At 64.1% G+C, this 23,768-nt stretch carries 24 protein-coding genes; 16 read left to right on the top strand and 8 right to left on the bottom strand.

Features of this window, described 5'->3' with window-relative positions; genetic code table 11:
• On the bottom strand, positions 1 to 1,261 hold a 1,261-nt coding region (locus tag ACRCSW_RS22650), incomplete at its 3' end, for an NAD(P)H-hydrate epimerase (RefSeq protein WP_438707912.1).
• 169 nt (positions 1,262 to 1,430) lie between these two features.
• Between ACRCSW_RS22650 and ACRCSW_RS22645 the strand changes: the two genes are divergently transcribed.
• From ACRCSW_RS22645 to ACRCSW_RS22630, 4 genes are all read left to right on the top strand, one after another.
• Positions 1,431 to 1,769 (top strand): P-II family nitrogen regulator, encoded by a 339-nt coding sequence (locus ACRCSW_RS22645; protein ID WP_438707911.1) that lies wholly within the window; start codon positions 1,431 to 1,433, stop codon positions 1,767 to 1,769.
• Between the two features lie 72 nt (positions 1,770 to 1,841).
• A complete protein-coding gene (gene glnA, locus ACRCSW_RS22640) occupies positions 1,842 to 3,251 on the top strand; it encodes a type I glutamate--ammonia ligase (protein WP_438707913.1) in 1,410 nt (469 codons plus the stop codon).
• A gap of 273 nt (positions 3,252 to 3,524) precedes the next feature.
• The gene (locus tag ACRCSW_RS22635; protein WP_438707910.1) at positions 3,525 to 4,277 is read left to right on the top strand and encodes a hypothetical protein; all 753 of its coding nucleotides are present in this window, start codon (positions 3,525 to 3,527) and stop codon (positions 4,275 to 4,277) included.
• An 86-nt stretch (positions 4,278 to 4,363) separates the two neighbouring features.
• Positions 4,364 to 4,876: an AAA family ATPase gene (locus ACRCSW_RS22630; protein WP_438707909.1), complete on the top strand. Its 513-nt coding sequence runs from the start codon at positions 4,364 to 4,366 to the stop codon at positions 4,874 to 4,876.
• Between the two features lie 42 nt (positions 4,877 to 4,918).
• On the opposite strand, the gene ACRCSW_RS22625 is transcribed toward ACRCSW_RS22630, so the two are convergent.
• Both ACRCSW_RS22625 and ACRCSW_RS22620 read right to left on the bottom strand, forming a co-directional pair.
• Positions 4,919 to 5,794: an alpha/beta fold hydrolase gene (locus ACRCSW_RS22625; protein ID WP_438707908.1), complete on the bottom strand. Its 876-nt coding sequence runs from the start codon at positions 5,792 to 5,794 to the stop codon at positions 4,919 to 4,921.
• A 167-nt stretch (positions 5,795 to 5,961) separates the two neighbouring features.
• Positions 5,962 to 6,747 carry a heme-dependent oxidative N-demethylase family protein gene (locus ACRCSW_RS22620; protein ID WP_438707907.1) on the bottom strand — a complete coding sequence of 262 codons (786 nt, stop codon included), beginning with the start codon at positions 6,745 to 6,747 and terminating at the stop codon, positions 5,962 to 5,964.
• Positions 6,748 to 6,968: 221 nt separating this feature from the next.
• Between ACRCSW_RS22620 and ACRCSW_RS22615 the strand changes: the two genes are divergently transcribed.
• The 3 genes from ACRCSW_RS22615 to dddP all read left to right on the top strand — a co-directional run bounded on the left by ACRCSW_RS22615 (position 6,969) and on the right by dddP (position 11,166).
• Entirely contained in the window at positions 6,969 to 8,996 is a 2,028-nt protein-coding gene (locus ACRCSW_RS22615) for an elongation factor G (protein ID WP_438707906.1), read from the top strand.
• 101 nt (positions 8,997 to 9,097) lie between these two features.
• The gene (locus tag ACRCSW_RS22610) at positions 9,098 to 9,694 is read left to right on the top strand and encodes a GNAT family N-acetyltransferase (RefSeq protein WP_438707905.1); all 597 of its coding nucleotides are present in this window, start codon (positions 9,098 to 9,100) and stop codon (positions 9,692 to 9,694) included.
• A gap of 128 nt (positions 9,695 to 9,822) precedes the next feature.
• Positions 9,823 to 11,166: a dimethylsulfonioproprionate lyase DddP gene (dddP, locus tag ACRCSW_RS22605; protein WP_438707904.1), complete on the top strand. Its 1,344-nt coding sequence runs from the start codon at positions 9,823 to 9,825 to the stop codon at positions 11,164 to 11,166.
• 2 nt (positions 11,167 to 11,168) lie between these two features.
• On the opposite strand, the gene ACRCSW_RS22600 is transcribed toward dddP, so the two are convergent.
• From ACRCSW_RS22600 to ACRCSW_RS22590, 3 genes are all read right to left on the bottom strand, one after another.
• Complete coding sequence (locus tag ACRCSW_RS22600; protein ID WP_438707903.1) at positions 11,169 to 11,510, bottom strand: hypothetical protein; 342 nt, start codon at positions 11,508 to 11,510, stop codon at positions 11,169 to 11,171.
• Positions 11,511 to 11,584: 74 nt separating this feature from the next.
• Positions 11,585 to 12,469, bottom strand: coding sequence for an endonuclease/exonuclease/phosphatase family protein (locus ACRCSW_RS22595; protein ID WP_438707902.1), 885 nt, complete (start codon positions 12,467 to 12,469; stop codon positions 11,585 to 11,587).
• Positions 12,470 to 12,508: 39 nt separating this feature from the next.
• Positions 12,509 to 13,084, bottom strand: a complete 576-nt coding sequence (locus ACRCSW_RS22590; RefSeq protein ID WP_438707901.1) for a TetR/AcrR family transcriptional regulator — start codon at positions 13,082 to 13,084, stop codon at positions 12,509 to 12,511.
• A 79-nt stretch (positions 13,085 to 13,163) separates the two neighbouring features.
• Here ACRCSW_RS22590 and ACRCSW_RS22585 point away from each other — a divergent pair, with 79 nt between their 5' ends.
• The 6 genes from ACRCSW_RS22585 (at position 13,164) to ACRCSW_RS22560 (ending at position 17,469) form a co-directional block, all read left to right on the top strand.
• Entirely contained in the window at positions 13,164 to 13,535 is a 372-nt protein-coding gene (locus tag ACRCSW_RS22585; protein WP_438707900.1) for a hypothetical protein, read from the top strand.
• Positions 13,536 to 13,617: 82 nt separating this feature from the next.
• Positions 13,618 to 14,922, top strand: a complete 1,305-nt coding sequence (gene purB, locus ACRCSW_RS22580) for an adenylosuccinate lyase (RefSeq protein WP_438707899.1) — start codon at positions 13,618 to 13,620, stop codon at positions 14,920 to 14,922.
• 151 nt (positions 14,923 to 15,073) lie between these two features.
• Positions 15,074 to 15,364: an amphi-Trp domain-containing protein gene (locus tag ACRCSW_RS22575; protein ID WP_438707898.1), complete on the top strand. Its 291-nt coding sequence runs from the start codon at positions 15,074 to 15,076 to the stop codon at positions 15,362 to 15,364.
• A 235-nt stretch (positions 15,365 to 15,599) separates the two neighbouring features.
• Positions 15,600 to 16,133 carry a tetratricopeptide repeat protein gene (locus ACRCSW_RS22570; protein ID WP_438707897.1) on the top strand — a complete coding sequence of 178 codons (534 nt, stop codon included), beginning with the start codon at positions 15,600 to 15,602 and terminating at the stop codon, positions 16,131 to 16,133.
• Positions 16,134 to 16,151: 18 nt separating this feature from the next.
• Positions 16,152 to 16,316, top strand: a complete 165-nt coding sequence (locus ACRCSW_RS22565; RefSeq protein ID WP_438707896.1) for a hypothetical protein — start codon at positions 16,152 to 16,154, stop codon at positions 16,314 to 16,316.
• A 70-nt stretch (positions 16,317 to 16,386) separates the two neighbouring features.
• Positions 16,387 to 17,469, top strand: coding sequence for a FliG C-terminal domain-containing protein (locus tag ACRCSW_RS22560; protein ID WP_438707895.1), 1,083 nt, complete (start codon positions 16,387 to 16,389; stop codon positions 17,467 to 17,469).
• A 52-nt stretch (positions 17,470 to 17,521) separates the two neighbouring features.
• Here ACRCSW_RS22560 and ACRCSW_RS22555 read toward each other — a convergent pair whose 3' ends face one another.
• Positions 17,522 to 18,097 (bottom strand): outer membrane protein, encoded by a 576-nt coding sequence (locus ACRCSW_RS22555; RefSeq protein ID WP_438707894.1) that lies wholly within the window; start codon positions 18,095 to 18,097, stop codon positions 17,522 to 17,524.
• Between the two features lie 162 nt (positions 18,098 to 18,259).
• Here ACRCSW_RS22555 and ACRCSW_RS22550 point away from each other — a divergent pair, with 162 nt between their 5' ends.
• Entirely contained in the window at positions 18,260 to 19,135 is an 876-nt protein-coding gene (locus ACRCSW_RS22550) for a DMT family transporter (RefSeq protein WP_438707893.1), read from the top strand.
• A 21-nt stretch (positions 19,136 to 19,156) separates the two neighbouring features.
• Positions 19,157 to 20,038 (top strand): lysophospholipid acyltransferase family protein, encoded by an 882-nt coding sequence (locus ACRCSW_RS22545; RefSeq protein WP_438707892.1) that lies wholly within the window; start codon positions 19,157 to 19,159, stop codon positions 20,036 to 20,038.
• A 7-nt stretch (positions 20,039 to 20,045) separates the two neighbouring features.
• On the opposite strand, the gene ACRCSW_RS22540 is transcribed toward ACRCSW_RS22545, so the two are convergent.
• Positions 20,046 to 20,741 (bottom strand): DUF1223 domain-containing protein, encoded by a 696-nt coding sequence (locus ACRCSW_RS22540; RefSeq protein ID WP_438707891.1) that lies wholly within the window; start codon positions 20,739 to 20,741, stop codon positions 20,046 to 20,048.
• Positions 20,742 to 20,919: 178 nt separating this feature from the next.
• Here ACRCSW_RS22540 and acnA point away from each other — a divergent pair, with 178 nt between their 5' ends.
• Positions 20,920 to 23,667 carry an aconitate hydratase AcnA gene (acnA, locus tag ACRCSW_RS22535; RefSeq protein ID WP_438707890.1) on the top strand — a complete coding sequence of 916 codons (2,748 nt, stop codon included), beginning with the start codon at positions 20,920 to 20,922 and terminating at the stop codon, positions 23,665 to 23,667.
• Positions 23,668 to 23,768 lie beyond the last annotated feature (101 nt).

The following is a 23,768-nucleotide window of genomic DNA, read 5'->3' as shown; positions in this document are numbered from 1 at the left end:
GGGTTTGGGAGAGGATCGTCAGCGCGTCGGCGTCGAGGACGAGCCTTCGGACAGCCCCCCTCCCCTCTCCCCTCCCCACAGGGGGGAGGGGAAGCGCTGCATCGTCCTGCGCTGCGCCGTGATCCAAGCGGCCCCCCTCCCCCCTGTGGGGAGGGGATGGGGGTGGGGGGCCGCTTCGGGCGGGAAGGCTCAAAGCCACCGCCACCAACCCCGCCTCCCGCGCTCCGGTGCCCATCCCCGGCCCTAGGCAAAGCGTGTTGATCCGGGCATCCGACAGGATTGCCGACAACTCCTTGCCGTTGTGAACCGGCACCAGCATCACCGCATCCAGCCGCGCGGCGTTCTCGGGCAGCGCCTCATGCGGACAGCCGACCGTCACCAGGCCTGCGCCGATGCGGAGTGCTCCACGGGCGGAAAGGCGGGCAGCGCCGCCTCGACCAGGAGGGCCGGAGAGGATGAGGGCGTGGCCGTGGGAATACTTGTGGGGTTCGCGGGCGTACCGATGCAATTTTGAAATGTCGGATGGCGAGATATCGGTAAAAAACACAGCGCCCGCGTAGCTTTCAAATCCTTCCTTCTCGGGAACATCCAGACCGATGTTACAGACCTTCAATCGACCCGAACAGGCCGGACCTGCGTTCAACATGTGCCCGATCTTTTCGCGATGAAACGTTGTCGTCAAATCTGCCGTAACCGCGTCGAGAAGGGGCTTTCCGCTGTCGGAACAAATACCGGACGGCAAATCAACCGAAACGCAATATGGTAGTGAGGAAGTCCCGCGATGCAGTTGCGCTTTATGGAGTGCATCCATGAAGTCCATGATCTCACTAGGCGGCGGGCGGGTCAGGCCTGTGCCAAATAATGCATCAATGACGAGATTTGGCGGGTCGTTCTCGAAAAGCGCATCCGAGCATTTTTCAGAGGTGAAACTCTCCACCTCCCCCATCTCCCGCCACCGCTCATAATTCACCCGCGCGTCCGGCGGGAGCTTCTCGGGGTCGCCGTAGAGGAAGACCTCCACCTCCCAGCCCCACTCCTTCAGAAGCCGCGCGACCACGAACCCGTCGCCGCCGTTGTTGCCCGGCCCGCAGAGGACGACCGCCCGGTGCGAGGTCGCCCGCAGCTCCGGCCATTCCTCGAAGATCGCCTCGACCACGCCCCGCCCGGCGCGCTCCATCAGCTCCAGGCCGGTCACTTCGCCCGAGGCGATTGCCGCCTCTTCGATGGCCCGCATCTGTGCGGCGGTCAGGAGTTCGGTCATTTTCTCACCGTCATGTTTTCATAACGCCCATCAGAAAGGCGCTTTGCACAAAAAATAGGCGGCTCGCAAGGAATCCCCCTGCCACGCCACGCAGGAAAACCCTGTCACATTGTCCCCCGTGCGGGGAAGTGGTGAGAGGGGCGGAGACGGAACCGGGGGAGTCGGCCTAATGAAGAAAGTCGAAGCAATCATCAAGCCGTTCAAGCTTGATGAGGTGAAGGAGGCGCTTCAGGAAGCCGGTATCCAGGGTCTTTCGGTCACTGAGGTCAAGGGCTTCGGGCGGCAGAAAGGCCATACCGAGCTTTACCGCGGTGCCGAGTACGTCGTCGACTTCCTGCCCAAGGTGAAGATCGAGGTCGTGCTCGCCGACGACATGGTTGACGCGGCCGTCCAGGCTATCGTCACCGCCGCCCGCACCGACAAGATCGGCGACGGCAAGATTTTCGTCTACCCCATCGAACAGGCAATCCGCATTCGCACGGGCGAAACCGGCGACGACGCGATCTGACCTTTCCAGCACGAGTTCCAAATGGCCAAAGACAAACCCAAAGCGAAACCTGAAAAACCGAAAGGCAGCATGATGAGCGCCGTTGCAAAGGCTCTGAAACTGATCAAGGACGAGGAGGTCGAGTACGTCGACATCCGTTTCACCGACCCCAAGGGCAAGCTCCAGCACGTGACGCTGGTCTCCGACCTGGTGGATGAGGATTTCTTCGAGGAAGGCTTCATGTTCGACGGCTCGTCGATCGCGGGCTGGAAGTCGATCGACCAGTCCGACATGAAGCTGATCCCGGATGCGGCCTCGGTCTATATCGACCCGTTCTATGCCGAAAAGACCATGTGCGTGCATTGCAACGTGGTCGAGCCGGACACGGGCGAGGCTTACTCCCGCTGCCCGCGTCAGACCGCACTGAAGGCGGAGGCTTATCTGAAGTCTTCGGGCGTCGGTGATGCGGCCTACTTCGGCCCCGAGGCTGAATTCTTCATCTTCGACGACGTCCGCTATTCTGTGACGCCGCGCAAGGTGGCTTACGAGATCGACGCCGAAGCTGCGGCCTGGAACACCGACACCGTGACCGAAGGCGGCAACTATGGCCACCGCGCGGGCCACAAGGGCGGCTACTTCCCGGTGAACCCGGTGGATGAGGCCCAGGACATCCGGGGCGAGATGCTCTCGACCATGAAACGCATGGGCATGCGGGTCGACAAGCATCACCACGAGGTTGCGACCTGCCAGCACGAGCTGGGGATGATCTTCGGTGGGCTGGTCGAGCAGGCCGACAACATCCAGAAGTACAAGTACGTGATCCACAACGTGGCCCACGCCTATGGCAAGACCGTGACCTTCATGCCGAAGCCCATGAAGGGCGACAACGGGTCGGGCATGCACGTCAACATGTCGGTCTGGAAGGGCGGGAAGCCGCTTTTCGCAGGCGACAAGTATGCGGACCTGTCGCAGGAGGCGCTTTACTTCATCGGCGGCATCCTGAAGCACGCCAAGGCGCTGAACGCCCTGACCAACCCTGGGACCAACAGCTACAAGCGTCTGATCCCCGGGTTCGAGGCTCCGGTGCTGCGGGCGTACTCCGCCCGCAACCGGTCGGGCTGCGTCCGTATTCCGTGGACCGAGAGCCCGAAGGCCAAGCGTGTGGAAGCCCGCTTCCCCGATCCGTCGGCGAACCCGTATCTCGCGTTCTCGGCCCTGCTGATGGCGGGCCTTGACGGGATCAAGAACAAGATCGATCCGGGTCCGGCTTCGGACAAGGACCTCTATGACCTCCCGCCCGAGGAACTGGCCGAAATCCCGACCGTCTGCGGTTCGCTTCGCGAGGCGCTGGAGGAGCTGGAGAAGGACATGGACTTCCTTCTGGCGGGCGATGTCTTCGACCGCGACCAGCTGGAGGCCTACATGGCGCTGAAGTGGGAGGAGGTCTATGCCTACGAGCATACCCCCCACCCGGTCGAGTACCAGATGTACTACTCCTGCTGAGGCCCTCGGCCCGGCAGACCAAAGGGCGCCTTCGGGCGCCCTTTTCGTTTGGAGGGGCACGGTGCCCAGATCGGGTAAATTATTGAAATTACTTGACAAGAGTCACGCCCCTTAACCTGATCTTTACGATTGCCCGAAAGCGCAGTTGCGCCGTTATCTTCGGTCATCGGCGATCCAAAGAGCTGATGGAATCCCCTGACAACCGGTGATTGTTGCGGGCTGCGGAGCGCTAGGCTAACGTCGCGCTGCAAGCTGGTGGCTGATGGGTCCGTAATGGCGAATACTCCCCTGCGCAGAAAAGTCGAACTTGTCGAGAAGCCCAAGCCCAAGATCTGGGCGACGGGAGCGCAGCGCCCGCCGTTCCACTTCGGGGCCCTCGGGCGGGCCTCGCTGTATCTGTCGCGGGAAGCGGTTGCGCCGATGCACGCCTGGGCCGCCCGCACCGCCCGCCGGGTCGCCGTGAACGTCAAGAACGGAGCCGGTCGCATACCCGAGGAGAAACTGGGCCGCGCGGCGCGGTTTGTGCCCTCGCATCTGCGGGTCGCGGCCTGGATCAAGAACGTGGCCGCCACCCTGTCGCATGCAAGCGCCACTGCCGATACGGACATCAAGCGCGGAAATGCGCTGGTGACCGAGATCGAGCCGCATCTCTGGGACGTCGAGGGTCCGGCACCGGCCGCTTCTGAAACACCGCCCGCGGAGGCAGAGCCCACCGAGGCGGAGCCGGTGGTCCTGGCCGAGCCGATGCAGCCGGAGGACGACCCCCTGGCTTCAATCCGCGAAGACCTGGACAACGCGCCACCGCCCCCGAAAGGTCGCGCGCGCTGGAAGGCCAGCCCAAGCTCCGGTCTTCCCGACGGACCGCCCGCCCCTCCCGGGCCGGTTGCGACCATGGCCATACAGATGATCGGCTACGTGATCGGCTGGGGCACGGCGATCGCCGCCCTGCCCTATGGCCTCGGCCGGTCGCTTTGGCTTTACTATTCCAAGTACCAGGACCTGCGGAAGATCGGCACGGACGACTGATCGGGGCAGGCTTTGGTCCGTCCGCTTTGCGGGACGGAGCGGCTGTTCAATTGACCGCCGCAGCACCAGCATGATACCCCACTGCAATGTCCAAACTGATTTCCTTGTCAGGTTTGCCCGGTGTCGGCAAAACCACCTTGGCGCGCGAGCTGGCAAGGCGGACCAAAGCTGTTTTCCTGCGTGTCGACTCTGTCGAGGCAGCACTGAAAAACAGCATACTGAAGATTCATCCGGCAGAAGATGCGGGCTATCTCGCCCTCGCAGCATTGGCGAAAGACAACTTGCTGCTTGGGTCGGATGTGATCGTAGACACCGTGAACCCAATTGAAATCACACGGAAAATGTGGGCGACGATTGCAATCGAGGCACAGGCTGTCCTTGTCAACGTCGAGGTCGTCTGCGAAGACATACGCGTACATCGCGAGCGGGTTGAGTCACGCGCCAGCGATATCCGCGGGCTGATCGTTCCAAGTTGGGACGAGGTCATGGCGCGAGAGTATGAACCATGGGACGAAGACCGTATCATTGTAGATACTAGCAAGTTTTCCATATCGGAATGCGCAGCAGAAATCACTGAGACCATGCTTTCGATGCGGTGAACAGGCAAGACGCTCTGGGCGCAACACGACCGCACCGACCTATCAGCCAAGCGCCTTCGTCACGAACGCCAGCACATCGGCGCGGACGTCGCCCGTCTCGAACGCCTCGCCGCCGTGGCCTGCGCCTTCTACCAGCTTGTAGTCCACCTCTGCCTGCGGATCGGCGGCGAGCCAGGCCTCGCGCAGGCGCTTGGCCTGGAGGTCGGCGATCATCGGATCGGCATCGCCGTGCCGGATAAGGATCGGCGGCAGGGGTTCGCGGAGCTGGTCCAGGCGGCCAATCGGCCCAAGCGCCCGCGCCATCGCCCGGTTTTCGCCAACCGGATAGCCGAGAAGCTGGCTTTCTGGGCTGGCCGCCGCATCGGTCGCACCCATCGCGGGCGTCCGGCCCAAAGCTGCCATGTCCTCATCCATGGTCGAGAAGTCCATCGGCCCGTAAAGGCTGACCACACCGCGGGGCTTCAGGCCCACTTCGACCAGGCTCAGCGCCGTCGAGACCGCAAGGAAGGCGCCCGCCGACTGCCCGAGAAGCACGAGCCGCGACGGGTCGAGGCCCAGCCCCGGCGCCTCACGTTGCAGATGCACGATGGCAGAGAGGCAATCCTCGCTCTGCGCGGGCCAGCGATCGGTGCTGGAAAGGCGATAGTTGACCCGCACGACCGCGATCCCGGCGTCCAGAAGCTCGGGCCATACCGCGAGGTCGGACTTGTCGCCCGCGCGGAAGGCGCCGCCGTGGATCATCACCAGGACCGGAGCGGCATCGACCCCGCGGGGGTAGGTGATGTCGAGCACCTGCAGCGGGCCGTCTCCGTAGGCCACGTCCCTTGCGCCGGGACCGCGCCAGCGCCAAAGCGCGATGCCTCCGGCAGCGGCAGCGAGGCCGGAGAGGAGGAGTGTGCGGCGGATCAGTCCGGGCATGGTGTCTCCTGGAGCAAGAACGTATCGGGCAGAAGCTCTGTCGCCATGGGGCCTGGCGCATTTCTCCGGCGGGGCCTCCTCGAGCACTTCGTGCACTCGTCGGGGGGGACGGTAGCGAGGAGTGCACGAAGTGCTCGAGGAGCGGTTTGATGAGGTCCGTTCATGGGCTAATGCACCGCCTCTCGCAGGGCGCCGAGTTCTTCGGGGGTCACGGTGCTCGCGTCGACGACATAGGTATGGATGGTGAAGACCACCGCTTTCGTGACGGGAAGCCTGAGAAGGCATTGCCGTTCGGAGCGGATATAGACGTGGTCGGTGGGGCGTGGGCGCTTTTCGCCTTCGCGGCGGGGCTGGTGCAGGACGAAATCGTCGTAGGTCAGGTAGTTCATCCGCCAGAGCGGCTGTTCGGGCCGGATCGCGTCGAAAAGCCGGTTCACCCGCCGGGCGATGTCCTGGTCGTAGATCGGCACGGGGTCATGGATGCCGGTCAGCGGGCGGCCAATCTTCTGGGCGAGGGTCCAGCTGGCAGGGAAGCAGAGGATCGCGCCGGTCAGGCGGTATTCCTCGCCCGCGGTTTCCATGAGGCAGAGATCTTCCTGGACTAGGCGACCGAGGGTCAGAAGCGGCTGGTCGGGGTCAAGGGGGACGGTGACGCCATCGGGGCGGCGGATGGTATCGGTGCCGACATCGAAGCCTTGGGCTGTCCGCAGCCAGTCGAGCGTGGCGGCGTAAAGCTCGGCGGCGGCGGGGCGGGCTTCGGGGAGGAGGGCGTGGACGACCTCGGGCCGCTCGGCGATCAGGCGGTCGCGGAGCGCCATCTGCGGGGCATAGGCTTCGTCCACGCGGAGCCAGTCCTGCCCCTCAACCGGCAGGATACCGGGCAGGCGCCGGGTGCGGGGGTCGACCCAGGCGAGATGCGGCAAGCGGGACTGAAGGATGGGGTGGTCTTGCATGGCCGGGACCCTAGCTGTCTTGGTGGGGAAGGCAACTGCAGGTCGGCGGGTCTTTGCCGCTTCCTGGCGGCGGAATTTCCGCGCGACAGGGCCGCGTTTCGCGCTAGTGTGAGAGCAGAGGGCGCAAGAACGGCGCCCCCGCACTGGCGGCCGGGTGAGCGGGCCGCACTTTGCGATCCGCTCAGCCTTCCGTGGCCGCCCCTGACCTCGGGAGGGACCACATGAGCCAAGCACACCACGGCATCCGATGCGCCGCGCTGGTCGGCGCGCATGGGAGCGGCAAGACGACCCTGTTCGAAGCCTTGCTCCATGCCGCCGGAACAACCGACCGGCGCGGCACCCTGAAGGACCGCACAACCGTGGGCGACAGTGCGCCCGAGGCCCGAGCGCGCGGCATTTCGACGGAACTGTCGGCGGCGCAGTGCCGGTTCATGGACGAGGACTGGACGCTGATCGACTGCCCCGGCTCGGTCGAGCTTCTGTCGGACACCCGCGCGGCGCTGATGGTGGCGGATGTGGCGGTGGTGGTCGCCGATCCCTTTCCGGACCGGGCCGTGGCTTTGTCGCCCTTGCTGCACTTCCTCGATGACCGGCGCATCCCGCATCTGGTCTTCGTGAACCGGATGGACGCGCCCGAGGCGCATGTGCGGGCGACGCTCCACGCCCTGCAGGGGGTGTCGGACCGTCCGCTCGCCTTGCGCGAGATCCCGTTGCGCGACGACAAGGGGCAGGTGACGGGGCTGATCGACCTCGTGTCGGAGCGGGCGTGGAAGTGGAACCCGTCGAAGCCCGCCGATCTGATCCCGCTCCCCGAGGCCGCGCGCGACGACGAGGGGGCAGCAAGGGCTGCGATGGTCGAGGCGCTGGCCGATTTTGACGATGAAATCCTGGAGCAGGTGCTGTCGGACATCACGCCTGCGCCCGAGCAGGTCTATGCGTCGCTGGCCCGCGATCTGCAGGAGGATCTGGTGGTCCCGGTCCTGTTCGGCGCGGCCGAGCATGAGAACGGCGTGCGGCGGCTTTGGAAGGCGCTCCGGCACGATTGTCCCGGCCCCGAGGTGACGCTGGCGCGTCTGGGTTTGCCGGATGGCAGTCCGATGGCGCAGGTGGTGAAGTGCTTCCAGGCCGGGCAAGCGGGGCGGTCAGCCCTGGCGCGTGTCTGGCGCGGTGAGGTGAAGGACGGGATGACGCTTGGGCCTGATCGGGTTGGGTCGGTCTCCTCGCCGATGGGGCGCAAGTTCACCCCGAAAGGTGTGGCGCAAGCGGGCGAGGTCGTGGTGCTGGGCCGGATGGCGCAGGTGAAGGCGGGAGACATCCTGATCGGCGAGACCAGCCAGCGCCCGGCGGACTGGCCGGAGGCGCCTGCGGCCCTTGCGGCGCTGGCGATCCGGGCGGAGCATCCAAGCGAAGAGGCCAAGCTTTCGGTGGCACTCTCGCGGCTGACCGACGAGGACCCTGCCCTGTCGACCACGTTCCAGGCCGAGACGGGCGAGACGCTGTTGCAAGGCCAGGGCGAGATTCACCTGGCCATCGCGCTGTCACGGCTGAAGTCGGAGGCCGGGCTGTCGGTGAAAACCGCCAAACCAACCGTTTCTTATTGCGAAACGATCGGCAAAGGCACGACCCACCACTCAAGGCACAAGAAACAGTCCGGCGGGCATGGTGAGTTCGCCGACATCCATGTCGAAATCGCGCCGCGCGGGAGGGGCGAGGGCTTCCACTTCTCGGACCGGATCACGGGCGGAGTGGTGCCGAAGCAGTACATCCCGGCGGTTCAAAAGGGGGTCGAGACGGCGCTGGCCAAGGGGCCGCTGGGCTTTCCGGTCGTCGATGTCTCGGTCGTGCTGTTCGACGGCAGCTACCACAACGTCGACAGTTCCGACTTCGCGTTCCAGAAGGCGGGGGCGAAAGCGATGCAAGAGGCCCTGCCCGGCTGCGGCCCGGTGCTGCTGGAGCCGGTGATGGAAGTGATCGTCTCGGTGCCATCCGACTTCACGCCGAAGGCGCAGCGCATCGTGACTTCGCGGCGGGGTCAGCTTCTGGGCTTTGACACCAAGGCCGGCTGGAAAGGCTGGGACGAAGTGCAGGCGCTGATCCCGGCGGGAGAGCTGGACGGGATGATCACCGAGCTGCGCTCGCAAACCCTGGGTGTGGGGTTCTTCACCGCCGGGTTCGACCATCTGGAGCCGCTCTCGGGCCGCGAGGCGGATCAGCTTGTCGCGTCGAGGGCGGCAGCGCACAGGGGCTGACGAGCGAGTGCGTTTTTGGTCCGGATAGGGACAGAGACGCTTGGGAGCTGTCCCGGTCGGGTCTGGCGAGAAGTTGGTTTGAGTGCATTGCGATCATCCTCGTGCCGACGCAGTGTTGGACTCAGACCGAGCCTCATAACCTGAAAGCACGTAGATTGGTCGATCAACCTGGAACCGTGAAACTCCGCGCACCATTGCCCGAGGATATAGATGCGCGGATAGCGCATGGTTTCTCAGCTGAGATACGCCGTATGTATGGCTATGTCGGTGATACGCCAAGAGAGATGGCGCGCGCAGATGCAGAACACTGGCTGCAACAATTGGAAGCCCATCCATGCGCTTGGGTCATCGAAACCGAAGAAGGGGTCGTCGGAGGGGTAAGCCTGAATAACATCAATGAAACAGACCGCCGGGCGCGCCTGGCCATAGGGCTTTTCAACGAGCGCCACCTCGGTCGCGGAATTGGTCGGGAGGCCATCAAGCTTGTTCTTCAACACGCCTTCGGCCCCCTTGGATTGCACCGCGTCGATCTGCGGGTTCTAGCATACAACCTTCGCGCGATACGCTGCTACGAAGCTTGCGGCTTTGTCCGGGAGGGTATTGAGCGCGAATCCGCGCGTGTTGGTGATGAATGGCATGACGATTGGATCATGGCCATTCTTGAGCAGGACTTTTGGGCAGCGCAGGCGGCGAACTAAACGGCAGGTAAGTCCCTGCGGCCCCATCGGCTTTGCGGCCTGAAGGCGACACCGTCGGTCGCCCACGCGCATGACTTCCCCGCTTGCCCGGACAAGCTTTGGCGAGTGGACCAGGGGACCCCGCCGAGATGACCGACGCCGCTTACCACCGCGACCGCCGAAAGATCGACCCCACGCGCGAAGATCGGCTGGGCGATGGCACGCCCAATGACAACGACCGGGTGGAAATCGGGCCGACGCAACTGTCGTTCCGGGAGTGGGAGGCCGCTGGCTTGCAGCTGCCGGACCTTGGGCGGATGCGGGAGGATCGCTGGCGGAAGCTGGTGGCGGGGCTTGTGGCGCGGGACTACGGCGGGCTTCTGATGTTCGACCCGCTGAACATCCGCTATGCGACCGACACCACCAACATGCAGCTTTGGAACACGCACAACCCGTTCCGGGCCTGCCTGCTGTGCGCCGACGGGCATATGGTGATGTGGGAGTACAAGAACTCGCCTTTCCTCGTGACCTTCAACCCGCTGGTGAAGGAGCTGCGCTCGGGGGCGACGTTCTTCTACAACTCGACAGGTGATCGCGGGGCGGCGGCGGCGGCGGGCTTTGCGGCCCAGGTCGATGAGGTGATGCGCGAACATGCCGGGCGGAACCGGCGGCTGGCGGTGGACAAGATCATGGTCCACGGGCTTAGGGCGCTGGAGGCGGTGGGCTTCATCGTCGAAGAGGGCGAGGAGGTGACGGAGCGGGTGCGCGCGGTGAAGACGCCGGATGAGATTCTGGCGATGCGCTGCGCCCATCATGCCTGCGAGGCGGGGATTGCCGAGATGGAGGCCTTCGCGCGGGCGGAGGTGCCGAAGGGCGGCGTCTCGGAGGATGCGATCTGGGCCGAGCTTCATGCGGCGAACATCCGGCGCGGAGGCGAGTGGATCGAGACGCGGCTTTTGTCCTCGGGGCCGAGGACCAACCCGTGGTTTCAGGAATGCGGGCCGAGGGTGGTGCAGCCGGAGGAGATCGTGGCCTTCGATACCGATCTGATCGGTTGTTACGGCTTTTGCATCGACATCAGCCGGACCTGGTGGCTGGGCGAGACGCGGCCCTCGAACGCGATGATTTCGGCGTTTCACCACGCGCTTGACCATATCCGCGACCATCAGGCCCGCCTGAAACCGGGGGTGACGGTCGAGGAGCTGGTCTTCGGCGGGCACCAGCTGGCCCCGGAGTATTGGGCGCAGAAGTACAGCTGCAAGATGCATGGCGTGGGGCTTTGTGACGAGTGGCCCTACGTGCACTATCCGGACGGCTGGATGCCCGGCGCCTTCGATGCGGCGCTGGAACCAGGGATGGTGCTCTGCGTCGAGGCACTGGTTTCGCCGGAGGGCGGGGAGTTCTCGATCAAGCTGGAGGATCAGGTGCTGATCACCGAGACGGGGTGCGAGAACCTGACGACGTATCCGTTTGATGAACGGCTGATGGGGTAGCGTTAGAGGTCGACGTAGCGGCCGCCTCTCTTGTCAAGCAAGAGGCCCGGGCCGACGAAAAGGATGTCGAGACCCTTCGCCTCAACCGCGTAACACGCGAAACTGTCAGCGCGTATCCAGGCTTCGCAGTACTTGCCGTCTGCGACCCACCATTTTCCCCAGCTTTCGCCCGCTCCGGCCTGGTAGAGGGTCCGGCCGTCGTCGAAGAAGTTCTGCTCGGCTCCGTCTTCATAGCGAAGGACGCGTGCTGTCAGGGCCGCGGTGATCCCTGCGTCGTCGAGAAGCCGCCAGTCCTCGGCGAGGGCTGGGGTTGCCAGGAGGAGGGACAGCAAAAGCGCGCGCATGGGCGGAACCTGACGGGACATCGCAAGGCCAGGTGGCAGCGGCGAGGCGCGCCAGTCAAGGCCCCGCGATGGCCCTAAAGCGCCACTTCGGCCAGAAGCCCCAGATGATCCGACCCATGCGCCCCGCGCGGCACGACCCGGCCGCTGCGGGTGGCAAAGACATGGTCGATGGGCAGGCGGAACCAGTCTGACCAGCCGACGTAGGTGCCAAGCGTCGGGCCTGTCGGGCGGACCTCCAGAATGTCCGATAGCCGCTTTACCGACGTCGCCCAGCGGACCATGTTGAAATCGCCCGCCAAAACCGCGGGACCCTTCAGCTTGTCGAGCACCGGCAGGATAAGCTCGACCTGCTTGGCCTGGTTGTAGGGCCAGGGCCAGCTGAGATGGAGCGAAACCACCCAGAACCGGTCTTTTCCAGCCGCGACCTGCAGCGCGGCAAGCCCGGGGCCGCAGAACTCGGTCCCCGGGACCACCGAGAGGTTGGTCAGGACCGCCGGGCCGCCGACCGTGCGACCGGGGCAGACGAGTTGCTGGGGATAGCTGTCCTTGAGATTTGCCAGCAGCGCGAGATTGGGTTCGGACACCTCTTGCAGCGTCACGATGGCCGGATCCGCCGCGCGGATGTCGGCTTCCAGTGCTGCGAGGTCATTGTTCCGGAAAAGCATGTTCTTCTGGTAGACGAGATACTGGCCCGGCGGCCCTGGCCAGGCGTAGGCCAGAAGCACCTGCCCGCCCGTGAGCATCGCCAGAAGAAGCGCTGCGAAAGCTGCCATCCGCAGCCCGGCAAAGCTGGCCGCGACCGCGAGGATCAGCACGGCCACCGCGGCGATCCCGCGACCGACCGCCAGCGAATCGCCCAAGGGATGCAGCCAGCCGAGATAGCCGCCCATCAGCGAGATGATCGCCAGAAAGAGCGCCACGCCGATCAGTTTCTGCCAGTTGGCGCCTTCGCCGTCCATTGCCACCGTCCTGCCAAGCATCGCCTTCCGGCGCGCTTATTACCTACCGTCTACGAGTTCCGCCACCAGGGTCCGCAAGACCGGGCCCATTTCGGCATTCGTCGTCAATCGGAGGTTTTCAAAGCCGATTACTGCGGCATAAATGAGGTGCGCCTTTGTCTCCAGTTCGGCAACTGTGACGCCCGCCGCGCGCAGGAAATCCTGCAGGTCCTGCAGCCGTTGACGGTCCACCCGTTCCACAACAGCCCGCGCCCGCAGATCGGTCCGGCCCCAGTCGCGCAGCGCCGGTTCGACCTCGACCCCGCCGTAGACGTCACCGGGGCGGACCGAGATCGTGTCGATCAGAAGCATCAACTGGCCCCGCCCATCGAGCCCCGAGCCCTTCACGGCCGCAGTGATGGCCTTGGTCGCAAGCTCTTCCCAAAGTTCAAGCATTGCCTGATGAAGATCGGCGAGATCGTTGAAATGCCAGTAGAACGAGCCTTTCGTGGCACCAATGGCGCGGGCCAGAGGCTCGACTTTCACGGCTGCGATGCCGCCCTTCACGAGCGCGCGCAGACCGGCCAGAATCCAGTCCTGGCGCGCCAGCTTGCGCTTCTGTTCGGTCCCGCTCATGCGACAAACATACGCACCCGTATGGACAAGGTCCAGCCGCGCGGCTATCCCATACGCACCCGTATGGAAAGGACGCAAAATGAACGCCTGGCTTCTGGCATCCGGCACTGCGATGCTGCTTTTGAACCTTGTCCACATCTTCCTTGGCGGCCGCGAAATCCATCGCCCGATGGTGGCCTCGCATTGGCCAGAGCCCGCAAAGGCGATCTGGTCGGTCGTCTGGCACATCACCACCGCGATGATGCTGTTCGGGGGTCTTGCGCTTGTCGCCGCGGCCTTTCGCCCAGAGCTTGCCCTTCCCCTTGCCGCCCTGCCGCTGGCCCTCTCCGCATCGACCGCGGTACTCTTTGTCGTCTATAGCCTCTCTCGCCTTGGAACGCTGCGCATCCTGCCGCACTGGATTGCTTTCACGGTCATCACTCTTCTTGGCGTGGCCGGGTTGATTGCATGACAGCACCCGGCCTGCAGGGCGCGCTTGCGCCCCCGCCCCTCGCGGCGTAAGGGGGCGCGAAACCCCTGCCCTAAGGTCCAAGATGATCCCGCGCTATTCCCGCCCCGAGATGGTGGCGATCTGGTCCCCGGAAACCCGTTTCAAGATCTGGTTCGAGATCGAGGCCCATGCCTGTGACGCACAGGCGGCCTTGGGCGTGATTCCGAAGGCCAATGCCGAGGCCGTCTGGCGGGCGAAGGATGCGGAGTTCGACGTCTCGCGGATCGACGAGATCGAAGCGGTGACGAAGCATGACGTGATCGCCTTCCTGACCCATCTGGCGGAAATCATCGGCAACGACGAAGCGCGGTTCGTGCATCAGGGGATGACGTCGTCGGACGTGCTCGACACCACGCTGAGCATCCAGCTGGCCCGCGCTTCGGACCTGCTTCTGAAGGGCCTTGACCGGGTGCTGGCCGCCCTGAAGACGCGCGCCCATGAGCACAAGGACACGGTCCGCATCGGCCGCAGCCATGGCATCCATGCCGAACCGACGACCATGGGCCTGACCTTCGCCCGCTTCTACGCCGAAATGGCGCGGAACCGGACCCGGCTGGTCGCTGCGCGGGCCGAAGTGGCGACGGGAGCGATATCCGGGGCGGTCGGGACCTTTGCCAACATCGATCCCCGTGTGGAAGAGCATGTCTGTGCGCAGCTGGGTCTGACCCCCGAGCCGATCAGCACCCAAGTCATCCCCCGCGACCGGCATGCGATGTTCTTTGCGACTCTGGGTGTGATTGCCTCAAGTATCGAAAACGTCGCTACCGAAATCCGCCACATGCAGCGGACCGAGGTGCTGGAGGCCGAGGAGTTCTTTTCTCCCGGCCAGAAGGGCTCGTCCGCGATGCCGCACAAGCGGAACCCGGTCCTGACCGAGAACCTGACGGGTCTGGCGCGGCTGGTGCGGATGGCGGTGGTCCCGGCGCTGGAGAATGTGGCGCTTTGGCATGAGCGCGACATCTCGCATTCTTCGGTCGAGCGGATGATCGGGCCGGATGCGACCATTACGCTCGATTTCGCGCTGCACCGGCTGGCCGGGGTGGTGGAAAAGCTGGTGGTCTACCCCGAGAACATGCTGAAGAACATGAACAAGTTCAAAGGCCTGGTGATGAGCCAGCGTGTGCTTCTGGCACTGACCCAGGCAGGCGTCAGCCGTGAGGATGCCTACCGCCTGGTGCAGCGGAACGCGATGAAGGTCTGGGAGAAGGGCGCGGACTTCAAGACCGAGCTTCTGGCCGACCCCGAGGTCACCGCAGCCCTAAGCCCCGCCGAGATCGAAGAGAAGTTCGACCTTGGGTACCATACCAAGCACGTCGACACGATCTTCGCCCGCGTCTTCGGCGGCTAGAATCCTTTACGGGCCGGGATTGCGTCCGCGCCTGACCCCGAATCCCCGCCTGTTGCCCGATTGAATCCCGGACGCAACAAATGCGTCACGGCAACGTCGCGCATTTCGGGTGTGCTGCTGGAACCTTTCCCCCCAGCCCCAGGAGCGTTCCATGACCGAAGATCGCGACACCGAAGTCATCCACGAAGTTTCAAGCTTCGTCGCCGAACTGCGCCGACTGGCGGATGCGCTGGAAAGCGGCGAAACCTTTACGATCAACGTCGACGGCGAGGATGTCACGGTCCCGGCCGAGGCGCTGTTTTCGGTCGCGCACGAACGTGAGGACGGCGAGGTCGAGCTTGAGTTTCAGATGAGCTGGTCGACGTTCGAAGACGAAGAAGCCGAGGATGAGGAAGAGGACGAGGACGACGCGGATGACAAGAAAGAGACCGAGTCCGCCTGAGCCTGCCATCGGCCCTTCGACGCACAGCTTGCATCTACCAGCCCAGGCAATAGCCAGGACGGACCTGACGCCCATTTTTTGGGCGTTCCGTCCGATACTGCCTGAGACGGGGCAGACTTGCAGGCAGCTCGCAGTGGCATGACGCAAGCGTGATTGCCCTGTGGCCACTTGTCGGAGCCCGACCGGACCGGTTTATGTTACCCTTGCTGAAATCTTCCTTCGATGAGGTCTTCCCATGCGCTTGATCCTTGCCACCCTTCTGGCGTTCGTGCCGCAGCTGAGCCTCGCGGCCGGAAGCAACGACGAAGAGCCGCCGAAGCCGACCGAAACCACGACTGAGTGCGCCGAGGGCGAGGTTTGGGACGAGAAAACGCAGCTTTGCATCAAGGCCGAGGAGCAAAGCCTGAACGACGACCAGCGCTTCGGCGCGGTTCGTGAACTGGCATATGCCGGGCGCTACGACGAAGCGATGCATATCCTTGCGACGATGACCGAGGGTGAGACGAGCCGGGTGATGACCTACCAGGGCTTCCTTCTGCGCCAGACCGGCCACGTCGAAAAAGGGATCGCCGCCTACGAACGTGCCATCGCGATTGATCCGGCGAACATCCTCGCGCGTAGTTACTATGGTCAGCTGCTTGTGCAGATGAACGAACTTGAACTGGCCGAAGCCCAGCTGACCGAAATCCGTGCCCATGGTGGCGCCGGTACCTGGGCTGAAACATCGCTTTCGAATGCTATTACGACCGGAGTGACCTACACCTTCTGAAACCAGGGAGAATGACCGATGAAGACAGCCGCAACACTTGCCGTTCTCGCCATCACGCTTCTGCCCAGCTTCGCCTTTGCCAGCTGCAAGGGCGACAAAATGGAAGAAACCGCCGCCAGCTGCATCGCGGGAACGACCTGGGATACAGAAAAAGGCACCTGCGTCGAAAATCCCACAAGCTAGGCCTGATCGGTCAAGCTGGCGTTAACCTGGGGCTGCAAGGGTTCCCTCATCAGGAATCGATGAGGACCCGATGCCCCAGGATATGGTGCCCTTTGCCCGGATCATGCCGGACCGCCGCGCTGTGGCGCTTGCGCCCGGCGCACTTCCCCGCAAGGTTCTGACGCCCCGGCAGAAGGCGGCGGTGATCGTCCGCTATCTGCTGACCGAAGGTCGCTCGCTGCCGATCGCCACATTGCCCGAGCACATGCAGGCCGCCCTGGCCGAGCAGATGGGTCAGATGCGGCTGATCGACCGTGCCACGCTTGATGAGGTGGTGGCCGAATTCCTGTCCGAACTTGAATGCGTCGGTCTGGCCTTCCCTGGGGGGGTCGAAGGTGCCTTGTCGATGATGGACGGGCACATCTCGCAATCTGCCGCCCAGCGCCTGCGCCGCATGTCCTCGACCTCGTCCAAGATCGACCCGTGGGAGCGGATCATGGCGCTGCCGCCGGACCGTCTTTTGCCGATCCTGACCAATGAAGCGGTCGAGGTCGGGGCGGTGATGCTGTCGAAACTGCCCGTGGGCCGCGCGGCAGAGCTTCTGGGCAAGCTTCCCGGTGAACGGGCCCGGCGCGTGGCCTATGCGGTGTCGATGACCGGGAATGTCGACCCCGAAACCGTCCGCCGCATCGGCGCAGCCCTTCTGGCCGAACTTGACAACCAGCCCCCCAAGGCCTTCGACCAGGGTCCGGTCGAACGGGTGGGGGCGATCCTGAACGTCTCACCAGCGCTGACACGGGACGACGTTCTGCAGGGGCTGGAGGCCGAGGATGCGGCCTTCGCCGCCGAGGTGCGCCGGGCGATCTTCACCTTCGTCCATATCCCGGCCCGTCTGAACCCTCGCGATACGCCAAAGATCACCCGTCTGGTGGAACAGCCGCAGCTTGTCACCGCACTGGCCGCAGCGATGGGCAAACCGGGGCTGGAGGAAGCGGCGGAGTTCATCCTCGCCAATATCTCCCAGCGCCTGGCGCAAGGGTTGCGTGAGGAAATGGGTGCGCGGGGCAAGGTGAAGGAAAAGGACGCCGAAGAGGCGATGAACGCAATCATCAACGCGATCCGGACGCTGGAAACGACGCGGGAGATCACGCTGATCCAGCCGGAGGAGGAGTGAAACAAGCGGCGCGGTGAGGGTGACCGCGCCGCCGTTTGTGGTTGGACTGCGGTCAGAACCGATAGTCGAACCGCAAAGAAAACTCGTCACGATCGAGGTCAAAACCAGAATTGTCGAAGTTGTTCTTGTCTTCGACGATGTATTCCAGGCCTGCGACAAACCGGCCATCCGTGCCGAAGGCATAGCGCGCCCCAAGACCGAAGTTCGTCGCCGTGTCAGAGATCGACGCGCCGCCACCGCTGATCTTGATGTCCGAAAGACCGACGAAGGCATAAGGCATGAACCGTCCGGAACCATATCCGCCGATCAGCTTCAGCCGTGTCGCGTCGATCGAGGTTGGCGCGTCGTCCAGATCGGCAGCGGAGAAGGCCAGTTCACCGCCAACCACGAAGGTTCCGAAATCGCGCAGATAGCCGACCTGCGCGCCGAAGCCCGAGGTGTCGAAGTCGTCTCCGTCACTCACCGATCCGCTTGTCACGCTGAGACCGGCATAGAACCCGGTCCAGTCGAAGTCCGGGGCCGCTGTGGCGACGACAACCGGCGGTTCGGGATCTACGATGACAGGCCCACCGGCGATCACTGGTCCGGCAAGAGCACAGAGCACAATCGTCATTGCACAGTTCTTCATCTACTTACTCCTTCAAATTCATGGCCTAATGAGCAACCGCATAGCACTGGCAGCCCTTGCCGCTAAGTAAGGCACTCATTACCCCGGGATGAGTGCGCCCAGGCCCATCCGGAGCCCTTAGCCACTTGCGGCACCTGCCCGGCCGCACTAGCGTCCCACGAAATGCAGCCCGCCCCCTCCCCCACCGTCACGCGCGGCATCCTTCTGATGATCCTCGCGATTTTCTTCTTCACGGCCATGGACGCGACCGCCAAGGGCCTGATCAGCCGCTATCCGGCGCCTCAGGTGGTCTGGGCGCGGTTCGCGGGGCAGCTTCTGGTGGTCCTGGTCCTGTTGAACCGCCGCGCGCCAATGGTTCTGCGGACGGACTACCCCTGGCTGCACCTTTCCCGGTCGGCCTGCCAGCTGGCGGCGACGGGGCTCTTCTTCCTCTCGCTCGGCCATATCGGCCTGGCCGAAGCAACCGCGCTGACCGACATAAACCCCGTTCTGATCACCCTTGGCGCGGCCCTCTTCCTTGGTGAACGCCTTGGACCCCGCCGCCTTGCCGGGGTTGTCGTCGCCCTTATCGGCGCGCTGATCATCATCCGGCCCGGCTCTGGCGTCTTCTCGCCCTGGGCGCTTTTGCCGCTTGGAGCAGCCGTCGCCTATACCGGCAATGCGCTTCTGACCCGTTACATCGGCCCAAGGGAGCCGGTCTGGACCTCGCTTCTTCATGCCTCGATCTTCGGTACCGCCGTCTCTGCGCTGGCGCTGCCCTTCGTGTGGACCCCGATCTCGGGGGCTGACCTGTTGCTCTTTGCGCTGGTCGGGTGTCTCGGCACCGGGGCGCAGCTTTGCATCATCCGCAGCTTCTCGATCACCGAAGCCTCGGTCGTGGCCCCTTTCGCCTATCTGGGCATCGTGTTCGCTACCTTCTGGGGCGCTGTCCTTTATGACCAATGGCCCGACCGCTGGACAGTGATTGGCGCGCTTGTGATCGTGGGCGCAGGTCTCTATGTCTGGCACCGCGAAAACCAAGCCGCCCGCAAAGCCTGAGACCCCCTAAAGCCTGAGAGAATGGCCGACACTCCACCCTTCACCCTTCGCCACTGGCTGCAGGACCGCGCGCTGCGCGCGTTGATCTGGCTCTTGCTGCGCTTGCCCTATCGTGTGCGGGTGCCGCTGTGTGGTTGGGTCATTTCGCGGCTGGTTGCGCCCTTGGCTGGCTACCGGCAACGTGTTCGCGACAACCTGGCGCTTGTCCTGCCCGATCTGCCGTCGGCCGAGGTCGAGCGCATCGCCCGCGCCGTCCCCGACAACGTCGGCCGCACGGTGATCGAGATCTACTCCGGTCCCGAATTCATCGCCCATGCTGTCAGCCACCCCTTGACCGGCGGCGGCGTGGCGGCGCTGGAAGAGGCGCACCGCGACGGCCGTCCGGTGATCCTGGTGACCGGCCATTTCGGGAACTACGACGCTTCCCGCGCGGCGCTGATCGCAAGGGGCTACCGGGTCGGGGCGCTTTATATGCCGATGGCGAACCGCTATTTCAACGAACACTACGTCGCGGCGATTTCCGGGATCGGCACGCCGCTTTTCCCGCGTGGCCGGGCCGGGATGGCCAACATGGTGCGGCACCTCAAGTCGGGTGGGATGCTTGGCCTGCTCGTCGACCAGCACATGGGCCACGGCGAGCCGCTGACCTTTTTCGGCGAACAGGCACTGACAGCACTTTCGGCGGCGGAGCTTGCGTTGAAGTACAACGCACTTCTGGTCCCGACCTATGCGATCCGCGGGCCGGACGGGCTTTCCTTCGACATCATCGTCGAAGCACCCATTCCGCACAATACGCCGGAAGCCATGACCCAGGCCTTGAACGACAGCCTGGAGGCGCTGGTGCGCGGCCATCTCGACCAGTGGTTCTGGATTCACCGCCGCTGGAAGGGCAAGGACAGCTAAGCCCGGATCAGTCGACGCGTACAGCCGCAAGAATCGCTTTCGGGCCCTCGGTCTGCACGATCACCGCACCCGGCTCATCGCCGGTATAGGGCGCGGTCAGCTCCAGCGGCGCCTGCCCGCCCCAATCGCCGACCCGCTCCCACGATGTCACGATATTCGTGTAGGTGATCGTCTTGCCGGCATTCTCGCCCCGCTCGATCGTCACCGTCTCTTCGGGTTCATAGCGCACCAGCTGCACACGCGCGGGTTCGGTCAACGGCGGATCAGCCTCGGCCCGGATCACCAGCTTGTCGCCTTCACGGGTGACCGTAAGCTTCACGGTCGAGCCTGCTTCGAGATGCGCCCGAAGCCGGGCCGCTGTCTCCTCCGGCGCGAAGCCCTCGATCCGATCCGAGCCCCCGATGATCAGCTGCGGGGTATAGATCGTGCGGCTGCCGATCGCCTTGGCATAAGCCCTCTGGCGGTCGGTGAATTTGGACTGCGCGAACTTGTCCGCCCAGCCAATGTAATCCCAGTAGTCGACATGCAGCGCCAGGGGCAGAATCTCGGGATTTGACGCCAGCATCGCCACGAATTCATCGGCCGGCGGGCATGAGGAGCAACCCTGCGAGGTGTAAAGCTCGACCACCACCACCGGGTCGGCCGCGGCAACCGCCGTCGCGGCCATCCATATGCCGCAGGCGGCGCTGACGATCTTTCGCATATCGCGTATCCTGATCCCGTAATCCCCTTTCGTGTTATAGGGACGCCATCCAACACGTGCTAATCAAGGTTTTGCGAGAGCCCTGACACATGCGTCAAGAAAGCCACATTCCAGGGCTGGATATTCGGCATACAATTGCATACAATGCCCTGAGCCACCGCCTTGAAGGAGCCACACGATGACCGTCACCGTCGGACATGACCAAGCCCGCACCCGCAAGACCCTGACCGCCGGGGGCCAGACCGTCAGCTACTATTCCATCCCAGCGGCGGAAGCTGCGGGCCTGGGCGAGTTCGCGAAGCTTCCCGCCGCGCTCAAGGTGGTGCTGGAGAACATGCTGCGGTTCGAGGATGGCAAGACCGTAACCGTCGATGACATCAAGGCCTTCTCCGACTGGGGCAAGCAGGGCGGCCAGAACCCGCGCGAGATCGCGTACCGCCCGGCGCGCGTGCTGATGCAGGATTTCACCGGCGTGCCCGCGGTCGTGGACCTTGCGGCGATGCGCGACGGGATCAAAGGGCTTGGGGGCGACGCGCAGAAGATCAACCCGCTGGCCCCGGTGGACCTGGTCATCGACCACTCGGTCATGATCGACGAATTCGGCCACCCCCGCGCGTTCCAGCTGAACGTCGACCGGGAATACGAGCGCAACATGGAGCGCTACGTCTTCCTGAAATGGGGCCAGAAGGCGTTCCGCAATTTCCGCGTGGTGCCCCCCGGCACCGGCATCTGCCATCAGGTGAACCTGGAATACCTGGCGCAGACCGTCTGGACCGATACCGATCAGAACGGTGCCGTTGTCGCCTACCCCGATACGCTGGTCGGCACCGACAGCCACACCACCATGGTCAACGGCCTCGCAGTCCTTGGCTGGGGCGTCGGCGGGATCGAGGCCGAGGCGGCGATGCTCGGCCAGCCGGTTTCCATGCTGATCCCCGAGGTGGTCGGTTTCAAGCTGACCGGCACGATGAAGGAAGGCACCACCGCCACCGACCTCGTCCTGAAAGTGGTTCAAATGCTCCGCAAGCACGGCGTGGTGAACAAATTCGTCGAGTTCTATGGTGACGGGCTTGACCGCCTCCCCCTCGCCGACCGCGCCACCATCGCCAACATGGCCCCCGAATACGGTGCCACCTGCGGCTTCTTCCCGATTGACGCCGAGACGCTCCGCTACCTCCACATGACCGGCCGCGACGAGGGCCGCATCGCGCTGGTGGAGGCTTACGCAAAGGCCAACGGCATGTGGCGGGATGACGGGTACGATCCGGTCTACACCAGCACCCTGCACCTCGACATGGGTACGGTTGTCCCCGCCATTTCGGGGCCGAAGCGCCCGCAGGACCACACGCCGCTGACTGATGCGGCCCGCGGCTTCTACAAGGTCGTCTGCGACTACCGTGGTTTTGACGCCAGCGACGCGGCCAAGGACATGGGCTCCGAAGGCGGTGTGATGGCCCCGCCCCGCTCGGCGATCAAGACGGCCAAGGTCGCGGGACAGGACTACACGCTCGGCGACGGGTCGGTGGTGATCGCCTCGATCACGTCCTGCACCAACACGTCCAACCCCTATGTGATGATCGGCGCGGGGCTGGTGGCACGGAAGGCCCGCGCTTTGGGGCTGAACCGGAAGCCCTGGGTCAAGACCTCGCTAGCGCCCGGATCGCAGGTCGTCAGCGAATACCTGAACGCCGCAGGGCTGCAGGAGGACCTCGACGCCATCGGCTTCAACCTCGTCGGCTACGGCTGCACCACCTGCATCGGCAACTCTGGCCCCTTGCAGCCGGAAATCTCCGCCGCGATCAACGAAGGCGACCTCGTGGCCGCCGCCGTCCTTTCCGGCAACCGTAACTTCGAGGGCCGCATCTCGCCTGATGTCCGCGCCAACTACCTCGCCTCGCCGCCCCTGGTCGTGGCCTATGCGCTGGCTGGCGACATGAACATCGACCTTACGACCGAGCCTTTGGGGACGTCGAAGGACGGGAAGCCGGTCTACCTCAAGGACATCTGGCCCACGAACAAGGAAATCGCCGATCTGGTGCATGCGACCGTCACCCGCGCGGCCTTCCAGAAGAAGTATGCCGATGTCTTCAAGGGTGATGAGAAGTGGCAGGGCGTGGAGGTCACCGACAGCGAGACCTACGACTGGCCGCCGACGTCGACCTACATCCAGAACCCGCCGTACTTCCAGGGCATGTCGAAAGAACCGGGGGTGATCAAGAACGTCACCGGCGCCCGCATTCTGGCACTTCTGGGCGACATGATCACCACCGACCACATCAGCCCGGCGGGTTCGTTCAAAGCTTCAACTCCAGCTGGTAAGTATCTGACAGAACGGCAGGTTCCGGTGTCGGAGTTCAACTCCTACGGCGCCCGGCGCGGCAACCATGAAGTGATGATGCGCGGCACCTTCGCTAACATCCGGATCAAGAACGAGATGCTGGATGGCGTTGAGGGCGGCTATTCCAAAGGGCCGGACGGGGTGCAGACCTCGATCTACGACGCCTCGATGGCCTGGCAGGCACAAGGCACTCCGTTGGTGGTGATCGGCGGCATCGAATACGGGGCGGGTTCGTCACGGGACTGGGCGGCCAAGGGGACGGCGCTTCTGGGTGTGAAGGCGGTGATCGCGGAAAGTTTCGAGCGCATCCACCGCTCGAACCTCGTCGGAATGGGCGTGATCCCGTTCGAGTTCCTGCCGGGCGAAAACCGCAAGACCCTGGGCCTGAAGGGCGACGAGGTGATCTCGATCGAAGGGCTGGAGGGTGACCTGAAGCCTTTGTCGATGGTCCCCTGCCATATCACCTATGCTGACGGGACGAGGAAGACGATCCAGATCAAGTGCCGGATCGATACCGCGATCGAGATCGAATATGTCGAGAACGGCGGTGTTTTGCACTATGTGCTGCGGGACCTGGCATCGTCCTGATATCGGAAACCGATTGTTTCCAGATGCGAAGGCCCGGTCATGCCGGGCCTTCAGCATTTTTCAAGGCCTTGCGACCATCGTCCGATCACCCCAATTGCTAG

Origin of the sequence: Tabrizicola sp., assembly GCF_051645465.1 — a bacterium.
Classification (GTDB): domain Bacteria; phylum Pseudomonadota; class Alphaproteobacteria; order Rhodobacterales; family Rhodobacteraceae; genus Tabrizicola.
Note: the sequence above shows the minus strand (reverse complement) of the source record. Positions and strands in the feature narration are given on the sequence as shown.

Excerpts from the sequence above, each read along its gene's own strand:
- ACRCSW_RS22645 (WP_438707911.1), top strand. The coding sequence starts at position 1,431 with ATGAAGAAAGTCGAAGCAATCATCAAGCCGTTCAAGCTTGATGAGGTG.
- ACRCSW_RS22550 (WP_438707893.1), top strand. The coding sequence starts at position 18,260 with ATGCAGCCCGCCCCCTCCCCCACCGTCACGCGCGGCATCCTTCTGATG.
- ACRCSW_RS22620 (WP_438707907.1), bottom strand. The coding sequence starts at position 6,747 with ATGCAAGACCACCCCATCCTTCAGTCCCGCTTGCCGCATCTCGCCTGG.
- ACRCSW_RS22555 (WP_438707894.1), bottom strand. The coding sequence starts at position 18,097 with ATGAAGAACTGTGCAATGACGATTGTGCTCTGTGCTCTTGCCGGACCA.
- purB (WP_438707899.1), top strand. The coding sequence starts at position 13,618 with ATGATCCCGCGCTATTCCCGCCCCGAGATGGTGGCGATCTGGTCCCCG.
- ACRCSW_RS22545 (WP_438707892.1), top strand. The coding sequence starts at position 19,157 with ATGGCCGACACTCCACCCTTCACCCTTCGCCACTGGCTGCAGGACCGC.
- ACRCSW_RS22595 (WP_438707902.1), bottom strand. The coding sequence starts at position 12,469 with ATGGACGGCGAAGGCGCCAACTGGCAGAAACTGATCGGCGTGGCGCTC.
- ACRCSW_RS22575 (WP_438707898.1), top strand. The coding sequence starts at position 15,074 with ATGACCGAAGATCGCGACACCGAAGTCATCCACGAAGTTTCAAGCTTC.
- ACRCSW_RS22570 (WP_438707897.1), top strand. The coding sequence starts at position 15,600 with ATGCGCTTGATCCTTGCCACCCTTCTGGCGTTCGTGCCGCAGCTGAGC.
- dddP (WP_438707904.1), top strand. The coding sequence starts at position 9,823 with ATGACCGACGCCGCTTACCACCGCGACCGCCGAAAGATCGACCCCACG.
- acnA (WP_438707890.1), top strand. The coding sequence starts at position 20,920 with ATGACCGTCACCGTCGGACATGACCAAGCCCGCACCCGCAAGACCCTG.
- ACRCSW_RS22600 (WP_438707903.1), bottom strand. The coding sequence starts at position 11,510 with ATGCGCGCGCTTTTGCTGTCCCTCCTCCTGGCAACCCCAGCCCTCGCC.
- ACRCSW_RS22540 (WP_438707891.1), bottom strand. The coding sequence starts at position 20,741 with ATGCGAAAGATCGTCAGCGCCGCCTGCGGCATATGGATGGCCGCGACG.
- ACRCSW_RS22590 (WP_438707901.1), bottom strand. The coding sequence starts at position 13,084 with ATGAGCGGGACCGAACAGAAGCGCAAGCTGGCGCGCCAGGACTGGATT.
- ACRCSW_RS22625 (WP_438707908.1), bottom strand. The coding sequence starts at position 5,794 with ATGCCCGGACTGATCCGCCGCACACTCCTCCTCTCCGGCCTCGCTGCC.
- glnA (WP_438707913.1), top strand. The coding sequence starts at position 1,842 with ATGAGCGCCGTTGCAAAGGCTCTGAAACTGATCAAGGACGAGGAGGTC.
- ACRCSW_RS22560 (WP_438707895.1), top strand. The coding sequence starts at position 16,387 with ATGCCCCAGGATATGGTGCCCTTTGCCCGGATCATGCCGGACCGCCGC.
- ACRCSW_RS22585 (WP_438707900.1), top strand. The coding sequence starts at position 13,164 with ATGAACGCCTGGCTTCTGGCATCCGGCACTGCGATGCTGCTTTTGAAC.
- ACRCSW_RS22565 (WP_438707896.1), top strand. The coding sequence starts at position 16,152 with ATGAAGACAGCCGCAACACTTGCCGTTCTCGCCATCACGCTTCTGCCC.
- ACRCSW_RS22630 (WP_438707909.1), top strand. The coding sequence starts at position 4,364 with ATGTCCAAACTGATTTCCTTGTCAGGTTTGCCCGGTGTCGGCAAAACC.
- ACRCSW_RS22635 (WP_438707910.1), top strand. The coding sequence starts at position 3,525 with ATGGCGAATACTCCCCTGCGCAGAAAAGTCGAACTTGTCGAGAAGCCC.
- ACRCSW_RS22615 (WP_438707906.1), top strand. The coding sequence starts at position 6,969 with ATGAGCCAAGCACACCACGGCATCCGATGCGCCGCGCTGGTCGGCGCG.